Origin of the sequence: Microbacterium flavum (assembly GCF_018717645.1) — a bacterium.
GTDB classification, from domain to species: domain Bacteria; phylum Actinomycetota; class Actinomycetes; order Actinomycetales; family Microbacteriaceae; genus Microbacterium; species Microbacterium flavum.
On record NZ_JAFLHG010000015.1, the window covers coordinates 28,350 to 45,975 of the forward strand.

The following is a 17,626-nucleotide window of genomic DNA, read 5'->3' on the forward strand; positions in this document are numbered from 1 at the left end:
CGGGGGCGTTTTCGTTTCCGCCGGGCATCCGTTCGACACGTGCACGCGCCAGACTGTGGGACATGACCCTCGCGCGCATCGTCGTCCTGTTCGCCCTGGCCGCGGTCGCCGAGATCGGCGGCGCCTGGCTCATCTGGCAGTCGGTGCGGGAGGATCGTGGCTGGCTGTTCGCGCTCCTCGGGGTCGTCGCGCTGGGCGGGTACGGCTTCATCGCCGCGCTGCAGCCCGACGTCCACTTCGGTCGGGTGCTGGCCGCCTACGGAGGGGTCTTCGTGGCGGGATCGCTCGCCTGGGGCATCGTCGTCGACGGCTTCCGCCCTTCCGTCTGGGACTACGTCGGGTCGGGCGTGGCGCTCCTCGGCGCAGCGATCATCATCCTCGCCCCGCACAGCGCATCCGCGGAGGGATGACCCGCGACGCCCGCTGCAGCCCCTACTCCCCCACGGACCAGCCGTAGCGCGCGCTGAGAGCCTGCGCGACGATCGCGAACCGCTTCAGGTCGAGCGCGGATGCCTCGCGGCGCATGCCCTTCCGATGCACGGAGTACAGCTGCTCGATGTCGACCCACGAGGGCCGCCCCTGACCGTCCCATTCCCCCGTGCCGATCGGGAGGAAGTCGCGGTCGCGGTCGTGCGCCTTGCTCGTCAGCCGGACGGCGTAGACGCGGTCCGCACTCTGCCGACCGATGACGAGCACCGGCCTGTCTTTGCCCCGCCCGTCGTTCTCCTCGTAGGGAACCCACGTCCAGACGACCTCGCCCGCATCGGGGTCGCCGTCGCGCTCCGGCGCGTAGGTGATGCGAAGGCCCGAACCCCGCGGCGGTTCGATCTCCGTCGTCGCGGTGGCGCCGTGCTGACCCGCCGCGGGTGCGGATGTCCCGGTCCGCCCGGAGGGCGCCGTCGGGCGCGCAGGCGACGCGTGTCCGATTCTTCGGCGGTCTCCCGTGAACGCGGAGACGATGCCGTTCAGAAGTGCCGAGAGGATGCCGCCCTGGGTGCCTGCCATGGCATCCACAGTAACGATGCCGCGCGCCCGCTCGGACCCTCCCTCATCACAGGCAGAAGGGCGCCGGACCGGAGTCCGACGCCCTTCAGCGTGAATGCGTGTCAGTCGACGAGCGCGTAACCCTCTTCACCGTGCACGACCGTGTCGATGCCGGCGATCTCGTCCTCGTTCTTCACACGGAACCCGATCGTCTTCTCGATGGCGAGGCCGAGCAGGTAGGCGACCACGAAGGAGAAGACCAGCACGGAGAACGCCGCGATGAACTGGACGACCAGCTGCTGCGGGCCACCGCCGAGGAACAGGCCGGTGTCGGTGGCGAAGAAGCCCAGGTAGAGCGTTCCGATGACACCGCCGACGAGGTGGACGCCGACCACGTCGAGCGAGTCGTCGTAGCCGAGCTTCCACTTCAGCTCGATCGACAGGGCGCAGACGGCACCGGCGATGAGGCCGAGGAGGAGCGCCCATCCGGGTGCGAGGTTGGCGCAGGACGGCGTGATCGCGACGAGACCGGCGACCGCACCGGAGGCGGCGCCGACGGAGGTCGACTTGCCGTCCTTGAGCTTCTCCACGAGGACCCAGCCGATGATCGCGGCGGCCGTGGCGCCCAGCGTGTTGATGATGATGAGGCCGACGTGCGAGTCCTCGGTGCCCAGGAGCCCGAAGGTGCCCTCGGCACCCGCGTTGAAGCCGAACCAGCCGAACCAGAGGATCGCGGCGCCGAGCATGACCAGCGGCACGTTGTGGGGCTTGTGGATGCCCTTCTGGAAGCCGACGCGCTTGCCGAGGACCAGTGCCAGGGCGAGTGCTGCGGCACCGGCGTTGATGTGCACAGCGGTACCACCGGCGTAGTCGATGACGGCGATCCCGTCGAATCCGAGGGACTCGCCGAGCGTCATGATCCAGCCGCCGCCCCAGACCCATGCGGCGACCGGGAAGTAGACGACCGTCGCCCAGATGCCGGCGAAGATCATCCACGAGCCGAACTTCGCCCGGTCGGCGATCGCGCCGGAGATGAGCGCGACCGTGATGATCGCGAAGGTCGCGCCGTACGTCGCGCCGACCAGGGTGTCGCTGTTCGCGTTCGCCAGGCCGAAGTCGGAGAAGGGGTTGCCCGCCAGGAAGGAGGGGCTGTCACCGATCGCCGACATGTTGAATCCGTACAGGATCCAGAGCACGCCGACCAGGCCCATCGCGCCGAAGCTCAGCATCATCATGCTGACGACGCTCTTGGCCTTGACGAGCCCGCCGTAGAAGAACGCCACGCCGGGCGTCATGAAAAGTACGAGGGCTGTCGCCGCGACAGACCACGCGAGGTTTCCGCTGTCCATGAGATCCTCACTCGGGGTTGTCTAACTCGATGCCCCTCCCAGATGCGATTCGGGACGCCGGGTCGAGGCGAGTCCCAGTGTGGCGAGGCGGCGTTTCCTGCGGCGTGCAGGTCGTGTTTCCGAATGGTTACGAGAGCACCCCGGGTGTGAACATCACGTTTCCGGCGGCGGAGAACGGGTCGCAATCCCCGCGTCAGCCGGCGTTCCTCACGAGTGGGTGAGCGCGTTGAGCCGCGAAATGGCGCGGAGGTACTTCTTCCGGTAGCCGCCGGTCAGCATCTCCGGAGCGAACACCTCGTCGAGGGGGCGACCGGTGGCCCGGACGGGCAGCTGCGCGTCGTACGCGCGGTCGACGAAGGCGACGAAGCGGAGCGCCGCGGACTGGTCCTCGAGCTGGACGACCTCACGCAGGCCGATCTCCGAGATCCCGTCGATCAGCCGGATGTAGCGCGACGGGTGCACCGAGGCCAGGTGGGAGACGAGCGCCCCGAAATCGTCGTCCGAGACCGTCCCGGCGGCGCCGGCATCCGCCAGCGCCTGCGCGTACGCGGCGTCGTCGAGCGCGATCGCGTGCCCGTCGATCGCGCGCTGCCGGTAGTCGGTGCCGTCGATCCGGAGGGTCTCGAAGTTCGACGCCATCGCGTGGATCTCGCGGAGGAAGTCCTGGGCGGCGAAGCGCCCCTCTCCCAGCGCGCCGGGCGGGGTGTTGGATGTCGCGGCGAGCTTCGTCCCCGTCGGCACGAGCTCGGCCAGCAGCCGCGTCATGACCATCGTGTCGCCCGGATCGTCGAGCTCGAACTCGTCGATGCACAGGAGGTCGGCGCCCCGGAACAGCTCCACCGTCTTCTGGTACCCGAGCGCTCCGACGAGCGCCGTGTACTCGATGAAGGACCCGAAGTACTTCCGCCGGGCGGGCATGGCGTGGTAGACGGATGCCAGCAGGTGGGTCTTGCCGACGCCGAAGCCGCCGTCCAAGTAGACACCGGGCTTCATCTCCGGCGCCTTCTTCGCGCGGCGGAACAAGCCGCCGCGCTCGGCGGGCGCCCCTCCCGTGCTGAAGACGGTGAGCAGATCCTTCGTCCCCTGCTGCGACGGGTACGCCGGATCGGCGCGGTAGGTGTCGAAGGTCGCGTCGTCGAACTGCGGCGGCGGGACGAGCGCGGCGACCATCTCGGCGCCGGAGACCTGCGGAGATCGGTCGATCAGATGCACGGGCGACGTCACGACGCACTCTCCTCGGCGAAGGTCGGATCGTGCCGGCGCAGCCAGCTCTCGATCGCATCGGTCCAGCGCTGCTGGTCGTAATTCCACAGCTTCGTATGCCGTGCCGTGGTGAAGGTCTGCATCTCGACGAGGTCGGGACGCGCGTCGGCCAGGGCGTGCGACGCGCTCGAAGGCACGAAGCCGTCATCGTCACTGTGCAGGATGAGGGCGGGGTGGCGAAGCTCGTCGGCTCGCGCGACGATGTCCAGGCGGTCGAACGGGATGCCGCCCTCCGCGCGGGTCGCGGGCGCCGCCCAGTCGGCGCCGAGGGTCCCGATCGCGAGGCCTGTCACCGCCGTCGGGATGCGGAGCTCGTGCCCTTGATAGGTGAGGACGGTGCGCCAGTCGACGACCGGGGAGTCGAGGATGACCCCGACGATGGACTCCCGGTGCGCCGACCCGAGGGAGACCTGCAGCGCGATCGCCCCGCCCATCGACCACCCCATCAGAATGATGCGGCGCGCGCCGCGGCGCAGCGCCCAGGTGATCGCGGCGTCGACGTCGCGCCATTCGGTCGCTCCGAGCGCATAGGTTCCGCTGCGTGTCCGGGGGGCGTCCCCGTCGTTGCGATACGAGACCACCAGCGACGTGATGCCCAAGGAGTGGAAGACGGGGACGGCGCGGAGGCACTCCGATCGAGTCGTTCCGCGCCCGTGGATCTGGATGACCCAGCTCTCCCCGGTCTCCCCGTCGTCCCCGCCGGGGAACAGCCATGCGGGGCACGGGCCGAGCGCGGTCGGGACGTACTCGTGCGTGAAGGGGAGGTGCAGCTCCTCCGGCTGGCGGAAGTACCAGCCGCTGAACGCGGCCTCCGGGGCGAGGTGCATGTCGCCGTCGACCTCGGTCAGGAGCTTGCGCTTCACCGTCGCGGCATCGCTGGAGAGGATCGAGCCGACCTTGAGATAGTCGGCGGCGCCGGTCGTGAACAGTCCGTAACGCCCGGGAAGGGCGGTGTCCGGCGTGCGCTTCAGGGTGATCGTCTGCGCGGCCACGTCGACATCGAGGATGCGGGTGTCCGCCGCGCGGGCTGCCGGCATGACGACACGACGCGCGACGCGCACGGCGACGAAGGCGAACGCCGCCGAGGCGGCGAGGAATGCGGATGCGAGACCGACCGCGGTCGCTCCCAGCACCGTGCGGAGCGTGTCCGCTCGGCCGGCTCGTGCGTCGTGGGCGACGGCGCGCCTGGATGCCTTCATCGTCTCCCCATTCTAGTCTGACTGCGTGGATGAACCCCGTCCGACGCCTGGGCAGACGCCGCTCCACGTCGTTCGCGACGCGGTGCGCGCGATGCCCTTCCGCGCCGACTTCTCGGTCCGCGAGATCCCCGCTCCCGAGAGCATCGCCCCCGAGGCGTTCGCGATCGCGGGTGACGTGCGTCCCGATGAGGAAGGCGTCGATTCGATCTACGGCACGGGGCGTCTCATCCTGCTCCACGATCCGGACGAACCGGACGCCTGGGGCGGCCCCTGGCGCGTCGTCTGCTTCGCCCAGGCACCCCTCGAACCCGAAATCGGCACCGACCCGCTTCTGGCCGACGTAGCCTGGTCCTGGCTCATCGACGCTCTCGAGGCGCGCGGCGCGGGATTCCACTCGGCATCCGGCACCGCGACCAAGACTCTGTCGAAGGGCTTCGGCACCCTCGCGGACGAGGGCGACGGGGCTCAGATCGAGTTGCGCGCGTCATGGTCGCCCACCGGCGACCCGACCGCGCACGTCGACGCCTGGGCCGAATTGGTTTGCATGCTGGCGGGGCTTCCGCCGGGGTCGGAGGGAATCGCCGTGTTCGGATCGCACAGGATGCCGCGTGCCTGAGTATCACGTGATCTCCGAGCCCGCGGAGTTGGAGGCCGCCGTGCGCGCCCTCGCCGCGGGTGAGGGTCCGGTCGCCGTCGATGTCGAGCGCGCGTCCGGTTTCCGGTATTCGCAGCGCGCCTACCTCGTGCAGGTGTTCCGCCGGGGTGCCGGCGCATTCCTCTTCGACCCGCCCGCCCTCGGCGACATGACCGCTCTGCAGGATGCCATCGGCCAGGAGGTGTGGATCCTCCACGCTGCCAGCCAGGATCTCCCCTCCTTGCGGGAGCTGCACCTGGATCCGCCGTCGATCTTCGACACCGAGCTCGCCGCGCGCCTGCTCGGCCACGAACGGGTGGGCCTCGGCGCGGTGGTCGAGGACACCCTCGGGATCACGCTGGCCAAGGCGCACTCCGCCGCCGACTGGTCCACCCGTCCGCTGCCCCAGCCGTGGCTCGAGTACGCCGAGCTCGACGTCCTCCACCTCGTCGACGTGTACGAGGTGCTCCGGGACGAACTGACGGCGCAGAACAAGACGGAGATCGCCGCCCAGGAGTTCGAGGCGGTGCGCACCCGTCCGGACAAGCCACCCCGCGAGGAGCCGTGGCGCCGCCTCAGCGGTCTGCACACCGTGCGCGGCCGGCGGGCACTCGCGGTGGCGCGCGCCCTGTGGCAGGCGCGCGAGGACTTCGCCCGCGCGCAGGACACCGCCCCCGGGCGGCTCGTCCCCGACCGCTCGATCATCGCCGCCGTCGTCGCCGATCCGAAGAGCAAGCAGGATCTGTCCCGCGTGCGGGATTTCACCGGCCGCGCGAGCCGCGCCCAACTGGACCGGTGGTGGGCCGCCATCGAGGCGGGTCGCGCTGAGCCGGTCCTTCCGCTGGAGCGTGTGCCGGGCGAGGGCCTGCCCCCCGTGCGCGCCTGGCCGGATCGCAATCCCGAAGCGGATGCGCGCCTCAAGGTGGCAAAGCCCCGCATCGAGCAGCTGGCGGCGGATCTCGGGATGCCGGTCGAGAACCTCCTCACGCCCGAGACCCTCCGGCGCATCGCCTGGGCGCCTCCCGCCGACGGCGGCGAGGATGCCATCGGCGTCGCGCTCGCCGAGCACGGCGCACGCCCGTGGCAGGTGGCGGCGACCGCTCCGATCATCGCCGCGGCCTTTGTCGAGTCCGTTCAGCCGACCGACGACGCCTCCTCCGCTGTCTCGTAGAATCGAACCAATCGATTTCGCGAGACTGAGTGTCACGTTAGGCTGTACTCAATCTCACTTAGCTTGGAGGCAGTGTGGCCGAGATCTCTGACGTCTTCTTCGTCGACGGCGTGCGGACCCCGTTCGGGCGCGCCGGCGAGAAGGGCATGTACTGGAACACCCGCGCCGATGACCTCGCCGTCAAGGCGACCATCGGCCTCATGGAGCGCAACGGCGCCGTCCCGGCGGCCCGCGTCGACGACGTGGCGATCGCCGCGACGAGCCAGACCGGCGAGCAGGGCCTGACCCTCGGTCGCTCCGTCGCGATCCTCGCCGGCCTCCCGCAGACCGTCCCCGGCTTCGCGATCGACCGGATGTGCGCCGGCGCCATGACGAGCGTCGCCATGATGGGCGCCTCGATCGGCTCGGGCATGTACGACGTCGCCCTCGCCGGCGGCGTCGAGCACATGGGGCACTACCCCATCGGCGGCAACACCGACCCGAACCCGCGCTTCGTCGCGGAGAAGATGGTCGATCCCGGCGCCCTCAACATGGGGGTGACCGCCGAGCGCATCTTCGACCGCTTCCCGCAGTTGACCAAGGAGCGCTCCGACCGCTTCGGCATGCTGAGCCAGCACAAGGCGCAGGCTGCCTACGAGGCGGGCAAGTTCCAGCCCGACCTCGTCTCCGTCGCGATCAAGGATGCCGAGGGCAGCTGGGGCCTCGCGACCGAGGATGAGGGGCGCCGCCCGCAGACCACCATGGAAGACCTCGCCGCGCTGAAGACCCCGTTCCGCCCGCATGGACGCGTGACGGCCGGCACCTCGTCGCCCCTGACGGATGGCGCGACCATGTCGCTGCTGGCCGGCGGCGGCGCCGTCAAGGAGCTGGGCCTGAAGCCGAAGATGCGGATGGTCTCCTTCGCATTCGCGGGCGTCCAGCCCGAGATCATGGGCATCGGTCCCATCCCTTCGACGGAGAAGGCGCTCAAGAAGGCCGGGCTGTCGATCTCCGACATCGGCCTGTTCGAGCTGAATGAGGCGTTCGCCGTCCAGGTCATCTCGCTCCTCGACCACTTCGGCATCGCCGACGACGACCCCCGCGTCAACCAGTGGGGCGGGGCGATCGCGCTCGGGCATCCGCTCGCGGCCTCCGGCGTGCGCCTCATGATCCAGCTCGCGGCGCAGTTCGCCGAGCGTCCCGACGTCCGCTACGGCCTCACCGCCATGTGCGTGGGCCTCGGGCAGGGCGGCTCGGTCATCTGGGAGAACCCCCACTACAACGGAAAGAAGCGCTGACCGTCATGACGAACTACGACGAGATCGACTTCTCCCCGCTCACCGCGCTCACCGACGGCGAGGTCGTCACCCACTCGCGGGTGCGCGACATCCGCCTCGCCTCCGGCAAGGTGCTGGCGCTCATCACGCTCGACAACGGTCGCGATCACACCCGGCCGAACACGCTGGGGCCCGCGACCATGACAGCGCTCGGCGAGACGCTCGACGCCCTCTCCGCGCGGGGCGCCGCCGGCGAGATCGACGCGGTGGGCGTCACCGGCAAGCAGTACATCCTCGCCGCCGGCGCGGATCTCTCCGACATCACCAAGGTCGGTTCGAAGGCGAACGCGAAGCTCGTCGCGCAGCTGGGCCACAAGGTGTTCGGCAAGCTCGAGACGCTCGGCGTGCCGACCTTCGCGTTCGTCAACGGCCTCGCTCTGGGCGGTGGACTGGAGATCGCGCTCAACTCGCACTACCGCACGGTGGATGCCTCGGCCGCGGCCATCGCCCTGCCCGAGGTCTTCCTCGGGATCATCCCCGGCTGGGGCGGCGCGTACCTGCTGCCGAACCTCATCGGCATCGAGAACGCGCTCGAGGTCGTCATCTCGAACCCGCTCAAGCAGAACCGGATGCTCAAGCCGCAGCAGGCGTTCGACCTCGGCATCATGGACGCGATCTTCCCGGCATCGACGTTCCTCGAGAGCTCGCTCGCGTGGGCCGACGGCGTGCTGACCGGCACCACCAAGGTCGAGCGGAAGAACCAGCCCGGCAAGATCGAGCGCGCCGTCAAATGGCCGGTCGCGATCAAGATGGCGCGCGGGATGCTCGAGTCGAAGATCGGCACCGTGCCGCGCTCTCCGTACGTCGCTCTCGACCTCCTCGAGAAGGCGCGCTCGGGCACGAAGGCCGAGGGCTTCGCGCGCGAGGACGACGCGCTGGCCGATCTCGTCACGGGCGACCAGTTCGCGGCATCCATGTATGCGTTCGACCTCGTGCAGAAGCGCGCGAAGCGCCCCGTCGGTGCCCCTGACAAGGCGCTGGCGAAGAAGGTCACGAAAGTCGGGATCATCGGCGCCGGCCTCATGGCGAGCCAGTTCGCACTGCTGTTCGTGCGGCGGCTGCGGGTCCCGGTGCTCATCACCGACCTCGACCAGGCACGCGTCGACAAGGGCGTCGCCTACATCCACGACGAGATCGGGAAGCTCGAGGCCAAGGGGCGCCTCGACGCCGATACGGCCAACCAGCTGCGCGCTCTCGTGACGGGAACGACCGACAAGAGCCTGTACGCCGACTGCGACTTCGTGATCGAGGCGGTCTTCGAAGAGGTCGGCGTCAAGCAGCAGGTCTTCGGCGAGATCGAGAAGATCGTCGCCGAGGATGCCATCCTCGCCACCAACACGTCGTCCCTGTCAGTGGAGGAGATCGGGTCGAAGCTCGCGCACCCCGAGCGCCTCGTCGGCTTCCACTTCTTCAACCCGGTCGCGGTCATGCCGCTGATCGAGATCGTGAAGACGGATGCCACGACCGACTCGGCCCTCTCGACCGCGTTCGTCGTCGCCAAGGGGCTGGGCAAGAACGCCGTGCTCACCGCCGACGCGCCGGGGTTCGTCGTCAATCGCCTCCTCGCGAAGGTCATGGGCGAAGCCGCCCGCGCCGTCTACGAGGGCACCCCCGTCGCCGACGTCGAGAAGGCGTTCGCACCGCTGGGGCTGCCGATGGGCCCGTTCCAGCTGATCGACCTGGTCGGGTGGAAGGTCGCCGCGCACGTGCAGGACACGATGGTGCACGCGTTCCCCGACCGGTTCTACGCCAACGAGAACTTCCATGCGCTCGCGGAGCTCCCGGACGTCGTCGAGAAGGACAAGGGCGGTCGCGTCACGGGCTTCACGAAGGCCGCGCAGAAGGCGCTCGCGGGGGTCGGCTCATCTCCGTCATCCGCCGACACCATTCTCCGGCGCGTGCAGGACGGTCTGGCGACGGAGATCAAGCTGATGCTCGACGAGGGCGTCGTGCCCGAGGTCGAGGACATCGATCTGTGCCTCATCCTCGGCGCCGGTTGGCCGTTCATCGACGGCGGCGCCTCGCCGTACCTCGACCGGGAGGGCGCATCCGAGCGCACCTTCGGCGACACCTTCCACCACCCGCCGATTCGCGGGATCGGCGCCTGAGCCGACGCCTGCCGATTCGCAGGATCGGATGACGACAACAGAATCGGATGCTGCGGGCTGCGGCATCCGATTCTGTTGTCGACTTCCGGATCTGGTGCGGCCGGAGAACACCGCATGACGTCAGTGGGAATGCTCGATGCGCAGGGTCGGGAGGAGGCTTCGCCCTTCCCGCGATGGCCCCCGGTGTCAGTCTGAGGGCGGCGTCGTGCGGTTGGTCGATGTGAGACGCGCACCTCGCGGCCCCGCCCGGACCGCGGCTACCCGAGCGACCACCGCGACGACTGCCGTGATCCACTCCGGGATCGATGCGTTCCCCACGCCACTCAGCGCACGGACGAACACGAGCGGCGGAGCTCTGTCGCTACGTGAGTAGCCGGGGAAGGAACGCCGGGTGTCCATCGTCGAAACTCCTCGACGAGAAAGGCATTCCGCAGGCTCGGGGCGGGATCCGCACGGCATCCTGGGCGTGTGATCGAGACCATCACCTCACTGTTCGGGTCCGGCGGGATGAACTCCCTCATCAAGACCGGCGGCGCCGTACTCACGGTGCTGCTGGTGGTGCCGGCGCTGTTCAAACTGCTGGTGGTCACGATCGACGAGGGCGAAGCCGCGATCCGCACGCGGAACGGGCGCCCGATCATCCGCCGCCGCGCCCGGGGCGATCACGAGGCCGGCGACGTCGTGGTGCTCCGCCCCGGGTCGCACCCGGTGTTCCCGATCCTCGCCTGGTATCGCCGCGTGGACACGCGCGTGCGCTCGACCGATCTCCCGGCGCGCCAACTGACCTCCGGCGGCGCGCGGCAGCACCTCGTGCACGCCTCCTTCGATTGGCGGCCCGTCGTCACCGGATCGGACTTGCGCGTCTTCGAGCTCGAGGTCGTCCACGTGACGGAGCGCACGGGGAACATCGTGGGAGCAGCACTGCGCGATCTGGTCGCCTCCTACGACCGGCCGGACCTTCCGCGGAACGCCGAACTGTCGGAAGCCGTGCTCACCGCCTGCGCCGACCGCGTGCGAGAAGCGTGCGGCATCGAACTGCTGTCGGTCGTGATCACCGGCGACGCGTTGACCGACGGCTACCTGCTCGCAGACGCGATCGCGGGGCGCTCGACGGCGGGCGACGAGTTGACCGCGCTGCCTGCGGACTGGGGCGCCGCGGTGTCGCGCGTCCGTGCGGCGTCATAACCACCCGCACCACCCGAACCGCCCTGCAAGCCCTGCCCGCGGCTCGGTGCACCCCCTCGCGCGGCGATCGCCTGCTTCGCAGTCTGAGCGGACGGCCGGGCGGCAGGACGATACGAGAGCCCGGAAGGCTGCCATGGCCGCCTCCGACACCACGACGCTCGATCAGGTCGCCCAGGCGCCCGAGCGCCGAGCGGGCGCCGCACGGGTGGCAGCGGCTCGAGATCTCCGTATCGATCGTTGGGAAGGTGATCACGGGGGGCCTCGAGGCCACCCTGAGTTCCGGGGAGAAGGTGCCGATGAGCCCGGACCAGAAGATCATCGATGTCCTGCGTGAACTCAAGAAGGTCGAGTGGACGGCCGAGCGGGGGACGTGGTTGTGGGTCGGCGCGCTGTTCTCCGGGCCACCCGCCCGCGTCGAGACGGTGCGGTTCGACGCGGATGACGAGCCGAAGGGCGTCGACAAGGCTGCGGCCATCGACTGGTCGAAGGAGCTGGAGTGGTTCCCCCGGGCGGCGGTGCCCGCGTGGTGGCAGGCGAAGCTCACCGAGGCGAGCTGAACGCCGGCATCCTCAGTCCGCGGGCTGCGCCGCGCGCACCCGAAGGTCGCGGGCGAGGCCGTCGCGCTGCTCGATGACCAGCCGGCGCAGGGCGCCCGGAGCGTCCTCATTGCCCTCCAGCCAGGTGTCGGCGGCGTCCAGCGCGTCGGATGCCGGGAACAGCCCGGTCACGAGACGACGTGCGAGCTCGATGCTCCGCGTCCGCCACGTCGGCAGGATGCGCGCGAAGTACTCGGCGTCGAAGGGCGCGAGGAAGCGGCGGCTCTCCCCCGCCCGCACACCCGCGATGGTCGCGGACAGGTGCTCGTTCGTGAGCGTCTCGTCCTCCCAGGCATCGTGCCAGGCCGCCGCGCGCACGGCGGCGTCGGGCCGCGCGGCGAGGACCGTGCGGTAGGCGACCAGGCCCTGGGATGAGGGGTCGGCGGCGAGTTGCGCGTCGGCATCGGCGACCGTCGCGTAGCCGGTGGCGGTGAGCGCCGTGAGCCAGGACCAGCGCAACTCGGGATCGAGGGGCAGTCCGATGGGGGGCGGCGTCGCTCCCCCGAGGATCGCGGCGATCTCGCTCGCCCGCGCGTCGGAGCGTCGGGCTGCGACCCCCACCGCCCGCGCCCACGCCAGCTGGGCGTCGGACCCCGGCTCCGCCGCCCCGAGGGAGTGCCAGCAGGTGTCCAGCCAGCTCGAGGCGAACCGGGCGTGTGCGTCACCGTCCGTATAGTGGCCGACGGCGTGGTCCGCGTGCGCGAGCGCGTCGGCCAGAAGGGCCGCGTTCGTCTCGGCGGGCGCATGCCGCGCGACGACCTCGAGGTAGCGCGCGACGGGCAGTTCGCCGTCGCGCGTGGCATCCCAGAGCGCCGCCCAGATCACCGCCCGAGCGAGGGCGTCCTCGATCGTCGAGAGGCCGAACGCCGCGGCATCCGTCGACCGCTCGTCGAGCCGCACCTTCGCGTAGGTGCGGTCGTCGACGTTCGGGACGATCAGCGCGGCGTCCGCCGCCGTGTCGCCCGGGATCGAGACACCGGGGACCACCGTACGAGGCGCCGAGATGTCCACCTCGACGGGTCTCCGCGGAACGAGCCGATCGCCGACACGGTCGTAGCCGCCGATCGTGACCCGGTGCGGGCGGGGAGGCGACTGCACGAGGAGGAGGGATCCGTCTGCCTCCCGCCGCACCTCGACGCGGGAGATCCCCGACGTCTCCAGCCAGGCCGCGCTCCACGCTCGAAGGTCACGGCCCGATTCCGCCACGAGCGCGTCGAGAAGATCCGGCAGCGTGGTGTTGGCGTAGGCGTGCTCAGCGAAGTAGCGGCGTGCGCCGGCGAAGAAGGCATCCTCGCCGACGAAGGCGACGAGCTGCTTGAGAACGGACGCGCCCTTCGCGTAGGTGATGCCGTCGAAGTTCAGCTTCGCCGCCTCGAGGTCCGGGATGTCGGCGACGATCGGATGCGTCGTCGGCAGCTGGTCCTGCGCGTACGCCCAGCCCTTGCGGCGACTCGCGAAGGTGACCCAGGCGTCGGGGAACCCGCCCGCAGCGACCGCCGCGTGGGCGCCCATGAAGTCGGCGAACGACTCCTTCAGCCAGAGGTCGTCCCACCAGCGCATCGTCGTGAGGTCGCCGAACCACATGTGAGCCATCTCGTGGAGGATCGTGTTCGCGCGACCCTCGTGCTGGGCGGCCGTGGATGCTCCGCGGAACACGTAGGCCTCGGTGAAGGTCACGAGCCCCGGATTCTCCATGGCGCCGAGGTTGTACTCGGGGACGAAGATCTGGTCGTACTTCCCCCACGGATACTCGATGCCGAAGGCGTCCCCGAAGAAGGTCAGCCCGCGCCGGGTGATCTCGAGGATCTCCTCGGCGTCGCCGCTGTCGACCAGATAGGGCGCGAGCGAACGGCGGCACAGCACGCCGAGCGCGACCGCTCCGGCCTCCCCCTGCCACGTCCCCGCGACGCGGTGGTAGGGGCCCGCCGCCACTGCGGTGATGTAGCTCGACAGCGGCAGCGTCTCGGCGAAGGAGACGCGCACCCCGCCCTCGACCCGCTCGCGCGCGGTCTCGGCGCCGTTCGAGAGCACCTCCCATGCCTCGGGCGCAGCCACGGTGAACGACCACCGTGCCTTGAGGTCGGGCTGCTCGAAGCAGGGATAGACGCGGCGGCAGTCGGCGGGTTCGTACTGGGTGTAGAGGTAGACCTCGTCGTCGACCGGATCGCGGAAGCGGTGCAGACCCTCTCCGGAGGTGCTGTAGCGCGCCTGGCCGCGCACGGTCACGACGTTGTGCGCGCCGAGGCCGGCAACCCGCACCCGCGCGCCGTCCCAGTCGATGTCCCGCACGGCGCCGTTGACGACGACCTCGTCGACGGACGCACCGATGAAGTCGATCCACGTGACGTCGGTGTCGGCGGCGAAGGTGAGGGTGGATGCCGTGGCGAAAGTGGCGACGATGTCCTCGCGCGCGCCGCGCAGATCGATCTCGACGGCGACGGTCTCGAGGCGGATGACGGAGGCGCGCGCGGCCGTCTCGTCGCGGGTGAGGTTCGCAGAAGTCATCCCCCATGGTTTCACGGCGGCGGCGATGATAGGTTCTGAACATGTTCAGTTCTCCTACGGATGCCGCGCAGAGCAAGAGCGACCGGACGCGGGCCGCACTTCGTGAGATCGCCCTCACGTCGTTCCGCGAACGCGGATACGACGCGACGACCATGCGCCTGATCGCCCAGGAGGCGGGTGTGTCGGTGGGCAACGCCTACTACCACTTCGCGACGAAGAACGATCTCGTCCAAGAGCTCTACCTCGACGTGCAGGAGCGTCATCGCGCCGCCGCCGCCCCCGCCCTCGCGGGCGAGACGGACCTCATCGAGCGCATCGCCATCGTGTACCGGACCGGCCTCGACCGGCTGACGCCGTATCACCCGCACGCGGCGGAGTTCCTGTCGGCGGCGATGTCGCCGCGGTCCGAGATCAATCCCCTCTCCCCGGCCTCGACCGCCTCCCGCGACATCACGGAGGGCCTGTTCCGCGATGCGGTGAGCGGGGCGCGCAGGAGCGGGCTCCCGAGCGATCTCGCCCGTGCGCTGCCGGCGGCGCTCTTCCTCTCGCACCTTCTGCTCGCCCTCTTCTGGGTGTACGACCGCTCCCCCGGCCAGGAGCGGACGCGGCGCCTGCTGGACCGGGGCCTCCGCCTCCTCCGCGCCGCGCTGCCGCTGGTGCGGCTGCCGATCGCGCGAGGGCTCGTCCGCGAGGTGCTCGAGCTCGTCGCCGAGGTCGGGCGGTGAACGCGACGACCGGGAGGAGCGCGATGACCGGGCCGATGGCCTTCACGATCAGGGAGTTCGTCCGCGGCGCGTTGAGCGCCTGGGGGATCTACCTCGGCCTGTCGACACTGTGCTTCGGGGTGATCTTCCCGCTCTACGGGTTCTTCTACGCGCCGCTGTGGTCGGTGCCGTGGTCCGCCGCGGCGCTGGTGGTGTTCGCGGTCCCCGCGTACGTTCTCGGGTGGCTGCTGAGGAATCAGCCGCGCGCCACTCCGCACATCTGGTCGTTCGCTCTCTTCGGTGCGCTCGTCGGGGCGGTCACCACCCTCGCAGCGGACTCGGCCATGGCATCCACAGGCTTCGGGGGCATGCGCACGGTCCTCCTTGCCGTCAACGTCGGGACCGGAGCCCTCGCCGTCGTTCTCGGCTGGCGCCGCGCTGCCCATCACCTCCTGCCGACGAAGGTTCGACGGGGAGTGCGACGCTCGGTCGATGGGCCGGTCGAGGAGGATGTCATCGACCGGTGGTGATCCGGTCGCCGGGCCGCCGCCTTCGGGGGGCGCCGCCCGTCACCGCTCGTGCGGCTCGCTGTCCTGCGCCTGCGCCTGCGAATCGCCGACCGTCCAGATTGCGCCGGTGTCGGCACTCGGACGGGCGACAGGGATGCGCGTCCCGAGCACCTGAGCCACGACGTCGTGGGCGATCTTGGCGGCCGTCAGCCCGGCATCCTCGAGGATCTGCTCGCGCGTGGCGTGGTCGATGAAGGCGTCCGGCAGGCCGAGTTCGTCCACCGCCGTGTCGACGCCGGCTTCGCGCAGCACCTGCCGCACGCGGGTGCCGATGCCGCCGACGCGGATACCGTCCTCGATGGTGATCACGAGCCGGTGGGATGCCGCGAGTTCGACGACGCTCGGCTGCACGGGAACGACCCAGCGCGGATCGATCACGGTCGCTCCGATGCCCTGTGCGCGCAGACGCCCGGCGACATCGATCGCGAGGTGCGCCATCGGCCCGATCCCGATCAGCAGCACGTCGTCGTCGCCGTGCCGCCACAGCACATCGGTCCCATCGTCACGACGCTCCAGCGCAGGGAGCTCCCTGCCGACCGCGCCTTTGGGGAAGCGGACGACCGTGGGGGCGTCCTCGACGGCGATCGCCTCGTCGAACTCCTCGCGCAACCGCTCCGCGTCGCGCGGCGCGGCGATGCGGATGCCCGGCACGAGCTGGAGCATGGCGAGGTCCCACACGCCGTGGTGGCTGGGGCCGTCCGGTCCGGTCACTCCGGAGCGGTCGAGGACGAAGGTGACGCCGGCCTTGTGCAGCGCGACGTCCATCATCACCTGGTCGAACGCGCGGTTCATGAACGTGGCGTAGATCGCGACGACGGGGTGCAGCCCCCCGAAGGCGAGTCCGGCCGCGGAAGCGACGGCGTGCTGCTCGGCGATGCCCACGTCGTAGACCCGATCCGGGAAGCGCTGCGCGAACGGCTGGAGCCCCGTGGGTCGGAGCATCGCCGCGGTGATCGCGATGATGTCCTCGCGGCGCTCGCCCGCTGCGACCAGCGCTTCGGAGAAGACGTCCGACCACGCGACCGCATCGGAAGCCCCCAGCGGTTCACCGGTCGCCGGGTCGATCTTGCCGACCGCATGGAACTGGTCGGCTTCGTCGTTGCGCGCGGGCTCGTAGCCGCGGCCCTTCTCGGTGATCACGTGCACGATCACGGGAGCCCCGTACGCCTTGGCCAGACGGAGCGTCTCATCGAGGGCGTTGAGATCGTGCCCGTCGATCGGCCCGAGGTACTTGATGTCGAGGTTGGAGTAGAGCGCCTCGTTGTTGCTGAAGCGGGAGAGGAAACCGTGGGTGCCGCCGCGAACGCCGCGGTAGAGCGCGCGGCCGGCCGGTCCGAGCCGCCGGAAGAAGGAGTCCGAGCCGCGGCGGAGGTTCTCGTAGCTCTCCGTGGTCCGCACGCGGTTGAGGTAGCGCGCCATCCCGCCGATCGTCGGCGCGTACGAGCGGCCGTTGTCGTTGACGACGATCACCAGGTTGCGCTCGTTGTCGTCGGAGATGTTGTTGAGCGCCTCCCACGTCATCCCGCCCGTGAGCGAGCCGTCGCCTACGACGGCGACGACGTGCCGGTCCTTTCGGCCGGTGCGGGTCAGTGCTCGGGAGATCCCGTCGGCCCAGCTCAGCGAGCTCGACGCGTGCGACGATTCGACGACGTCGTGCGGGCTCTCGGATCGCTGGGGGTAGCCGGCGAGGCCGCCGCGCGAGCGCAGGGCGCTGAAGTCCTGACGTCCGGTGAGGAGCTTGTGGACGTAAGACTGGTGTCCGGTGTCGAACACGAAGGGGTCGTTCGGCGAGTCGAAGACGCGGTGCAGGGCGATCGTGAGTTCGACGACGCCGAGGTTCGGCCCCAGGTGGCCACCGGTGCGCGAGACGTTCTCCACCAGGAAGTCACGGACCTCCTGCGCGAGCTGTTCGAGCTGTTCCGATGACAAGCCGTCCAGATCGCGCGGACCCGTGATCGATGCGAGCAGACTCATCCCCTGAGTCTACGTCTCCCCCCTCCGGTCGGCTGGGAGCGGACGGTGGCCTTGACGCGGCGCTCCGAG

At 70.1% G+C, this 17,626-nt stretch carries 15 protein-coding genes; 9 read left to right on the top strand and 6 right to left on the bottom strand.

Annotated elements, in window-relative coordinates; all coding sequences use genetic code 11:
* The first annotated feature begins 62 nt into the window (after window positions 1-62).
* The gene (locus tag J0P97_RS14090; RefSeq protein ID WP_215488423.1) at window positions 63-410 is read left to right on the top strand and encodes a YnfA family protein; all 348 of its coding nucleotides are present in this window, start codon (window positions 63-65) and stop codon (window positions 408-410) included.
* 22 nt (window positions 411-432) lie between these two features.
* Here the strand turns inward: J0P97_RS14090 and J0P97_RS14095 are convergent, their stop codons facing one another.
* The 4 genes from J0P97_RS14095 to J0P97_RS14110 all read right to left on the bottom strand — a co-directional run bounded on the left by J0P97_RS14095 (window position 433) and on the right by J0P97_RS14110 (window position 4,795).
* Window positions 433-1,005, bottom strand: coding sequence for a type II toxin-antitoxin system PemK/MazF family toxin (locus tag J0P97_RS14095; protein WP_215488424.1), 573 nt, complete (start codon window positions 1,003-1,005; stop codon window positions 433-435).
* 101 nt (window positions 1,006-1,106) lie between these two features.
* Window positions 1,107-2,333 carry an ammonium transporter gene (locus J0P97_RS14100; RefSeq protein WP_215488425.1) on the bottom strand — a complete coding sequence of 409 codons (1,227 nt, stop codon included), beginning with the start codon at window positions 2,331-2,333 and terminating at the stop codon, window positions 1,107-1,109.
* A 207-nt stretch (window positions 2,334-2,540) separates the two neighbouring features.
* The gene (zapE, locus tag J0P97_RS14105) at window positions 2,541-3,503 is read right to left on the bottom strand and encodes a cell division protein ZapE (RefSeq protein WP_215488457.1); all 963 of its coding nucleotides are present in this window, start codon (window positions 3,501-3,503) and stop codon (window positions 2,541-2,543) included.
* Between the two features lie 50 nt (window positions 3,504-3,553).
* Window positions 3,554-4,795: an alpha/beta hydrolase family protein gene (locus tag J0P97_RS14110; RefSeq protein ID WP_215488426.1), complete on the bottom strand. Its 1,242-nt coding sequence runs from the start codon at window positions 4,793-4,795 to the stop codon at window positions 3,554-3,556.
* A gap of 91 nt (window positions 4,796-4,886) precedes the next feature.
* Between J0P97_RS14110 and J0P97_RS14115 the strand changes: the two genes are divergently transcribed.
* The 6 genes from J0P97_RS14115 (at window position 4,887) to J0P97_RS14140 (ending at window position 11,766) form a co-directional block, all read left to right on the top strand.
* Entirely contained in the window at window positions 4,887-5,411 is a 525-nt protein-coding gene (locus J0P97_RS14115; protein ID WP_215488458.1) for a DUF3000 domain-containing protein, read from the top strand.
* Window positions 5,404-6,600: a ribonuclease D gene (locus J0P97_RS14120; RefSeq protein WP_215488427.1), complete on the top strand. Its 1,197-nt coding sequence runs from the start codon at window positions 5,404-5,406 to the stop codon at window positions 6,598-6,600. Before J0P97_RS14115 ends, J0P97_RS14120 begins: the two co-directional genes overlap by 8 nt.
* Before the next feature lie 74 nt (window positions 6,601-6,674).
* Window positions 6,675-7,877 (top strand): thiolase family protein, encoded by a 1,203-nt coding sequence (locus J0P97_RS14125; protein WP_215488428.1) that lies wholly within the window; start codon window positions 6,675-6,677, stop codon window positions 7,875-7,877.
* A 5-nt stretch (window positions 7,878-7,882) separates the two neighbouring features.
* The gene (locus J0P97_RS14130) at window positions 7,883-10,024 is read left to right on the top strand and encodes a 3-hydroxyacyl-CoA dehydrogenase NAD-binding domain-containing protein (protein WP_215488429.1); all 2,142 of its coding nucleotides are present in this window, start codon (window positions 7,883-7,885) and stop codon (window positions 10,022-10,024) included.
* A 468-nt stretch (window positions 10,025-10,492) separates the two neighbouring features.
* Window positions 10,493-11,209, top strand: coding sequence for an SPFH domain-containing protein (locus tag J0P97_RS14135; protein WP_282837454.1), 717 nt, complete (start codon window positions 10,493-10,495; stop codon window positions 11,207-11,209).
* A gap of 296 nt (window positions 11,210-11,505) precedes the next feature.
* Complete coding sequence (locus J0P97_RS14140) at window positions 11,506-11,766, top strand: hypothetical protein (RefSeq protein WP_215488430.1); 261 nt, start codon at window positions 11,506-11,508, stop codon at window positions 11,764-11,766.
* 12 nt (window positions 11,767-11,778) lie between these two features.
* On the opposite strand, the gene pepN is transcribed toward J0P97_RS14140, so the two are convergent.
* Window positions 11,779-14,310 (bottom strand): aminopeptidase N, encoded by a 2,532-nt coding sequence (pepN, locus tag J0P97_RS14145; protein WP_215488431.1) that lies wholly within the window; start codon window positions 14,308-14,310, stop codon window positions 11,779-11,781.
* A gap of 41 nt (window positions 14,311-14,351) precedes the next feature.
* Between pepN and J0P97_RS14150 the strand changes: the two genes are divergently transcribed.
* A complete protein-coding gene (locus J0P97_RS14150) occupies window positions 14,352-15,035 on the top strand; it encodes a TetR/AcrR family transcriptional regulator (RefSeq protein ID WP_215488432.1) in 684 nt (227 codons plus the stop codon).
* A 23-nt stretch (window positions 15,036-15,058) separates the two neighbouring features.
* On the top strand, window positions 15,059-15,544 hold the full coding sequence (locus J0P97_RS14155; protein ID WP_215488433.1) for a hypothetical protein: 486 nt from the start codon (window positions 15,059-15,061) through the stop codon (window positions 15,542-15,544).
* A 39-nt stretch (window positions 15,545-15,583) separates the two neighbouring features.
* Here J0P97_RS14155 and dxs read toward each other — a convergent pair whose 3' ends face one another.
* Entirely contained in the window at window positions 15,584-17,557 is a 1,974-nt protein-coding gene (gene dxs, locus J0P97_RS14160) for a 1-deoxy-D-xylulose-5-phosphate synthase (protein ID WP_215488434.1), read from the bottom strand.
* Window positions 17,558-17,626: the final 69 nt, after the last annotated feature.